Source organism: Veillonella sp. R32 (genome assembly GCF_010093125.1).
Classification (GTDB): Bacteria; Bacillota; Negativicutes; order Veillonellales; family Veillonellaceae; genus Veillonella_A.
On the sequence record NZ_NMZQ01000060.1, the window covers coordinates 1 to 1,170 of the forward strand.

At 36.0% G+C, this 1,170-nt stretch carries 1 protein-coding gene; it reads right to left on the minus strand.

Annotated elements, in window-relative coordinates; translation table 11 throughout:
* Positions 1–162: 162 nt before the first annotated feature.
* On the minus strand, positions 163–1,170 hold a 1,008-nt coding region (locus tag VER_RS10035; RefSeq protein ID WP_162100683.1), incomplete at its 5' end, for a transposase.

The window sequence follows — 1,170 nt, forward strand, 5'->3', positions numbered from 1 at the left end:
GGGCTGTAACGAAATGCAGATTTTATCTGTCATTTAAGTTACAGTCTTCTTTTCTTTTTAAAATAAGGACTTCTTTGAGATAAGATAACACTCAAAGAAGTCCTTATTTTAGTTTTTAGGCGCACCTAAATAAAGCCTTTAACAACGCTTTTTTTAATATATTTATGCAGCTGTTTTTATCTCGAATAGACGCTTTCCTAATCGGCCCTTTTGAATTCGATTGTGCAACTTCATTACATTAAAACCAAAGGCTATTAATAGAAGATTTTTTTCTACGTTATCGGCTCCTCGATGTCGGAGTCGTTTGTACATCATATCTTCTTTTAGTACACCAAATACGCCTTCTACTTGAATGGAGCGATTAACACGAAGCCGCTTTCCTAAGGGGCTGTTAAATATCTCGTTGTTTTTAGCAAGCATAGCTCGGTACTGTGTTGAAATATAAAGGGCTTTGTTACCTTTAGATTGAAAGCTAGTATATGTTTTTTGGCATTGGCTACGTAATCCACAATAGTTACATCGCTCACAGCGATAGACTCTACTTTCATAGACAAAACCTGTTTTACTTCTAGTCTTTCTAATGCGTTCAAAGTGTAATTTGCGCCCTTTAGCGCAAGTAAAGGTATCATTCATCTCGTCATATGTCATATTGTCAGCACGACCTATGTCTTCTCGGTATCGCTTAGTTTTACTTCGTTCGTAATTACTCGGCTTTATACAGGTTTTGTAATCACGTGCTAACAGCCAAGATAAATTTTCATTACTATCATACCCAGCATCCGCCACTACATATTGAAACTTCTGTTTGTATTGAGATTCTAATTGTTTCATAAACGGAATTAATGTTTTGGTATCCGTAGGATTAGGAAATACACCAACGCCTACAATATATTCACTGTGGACTGCTAATTGCACATTATACGCTGGTTTTAATTGACCGTTTAGCATATGGTCTTCTTTGAGTCGCATAAAAGTAGCATCGGGATCTGTTTTTGAATAACTATTTCGAGTACCCAATAGTTGTAGCTTTTCATCATACTCTATACGTTTGTTACGAATGGCGGCACACGCTTCAAATAAGCGTTGTAAAGTATGCTTACGTTTACCTGAACCATATACAAATTGAATTTGCTGTTTAGTAATTTCTGTTTCTAAACAGACTAGAAGTTC